The organism is Arcobacter sp. F2176, assembly GCF_004116465.1.
GTDB classification, from domain to species: Bacteria; Campylobacterota; Campylobacteria; order Campylobacterales; family Arcobacteraceae; genus Arcobacter; species Arcobacter siniprincipis.
The window spans coordinates 1-443 of the sequence record NZ_PDJV01000064.1; the positions used below are offsets into that span (position 1 = coordinate 1).

Annotated in this window: 1 rRNA gene; it reads right to left on the reverse strand. The window is 53.5% G+C overall.

Going from position 1 to position 443, the window contains the following annotated elements:
- Nucleotides 1-443: ribosomal RNA gene (locus CRU95_RS16165) — 16S ribosomal RNA — on the reverse strand; the annotation flags it as partial.

Below are 443 nucleotides of genomic sequence, written 5' to 3' on the forward strand. Positions count from 1 at the left end.
GACTACCAGGGTATCTAATCCTGTTTGCTCCCCACGCTTTCGCGCCTCAGCGTCAGTTAATGTCCAGCAGGCCGCCTTAGCCACTGGTGTTCCTCCCTATATCTACGCATTTCACCGCTACACAGGGAATTCCGCCTGCCTCTCCATCACTCAAGAAGTACAGTTTCAAATGCAGGCTATGGGTTGAGCCCATAGTTTTCACATCTGACTTGCACTCCCGCCTACACGCCCTTTACACCCAGTAAATCCGGACAACGCTTGCAACCTACGTATTACCGTGGCTGCTGGCACGTAGTTAGCCGTTGCTTTTTCTCCAGGTACCGTCACGTCCTTCGTCCCTGGTAAAAGAAGTTTACAACCCGAAAGCCTTCTTCCTTCACGCGGCGTTGCTGGGTCAGGGTTTCCCCCATTGCCCAATATTCCCCACTGCTGCCTCCCGTAGG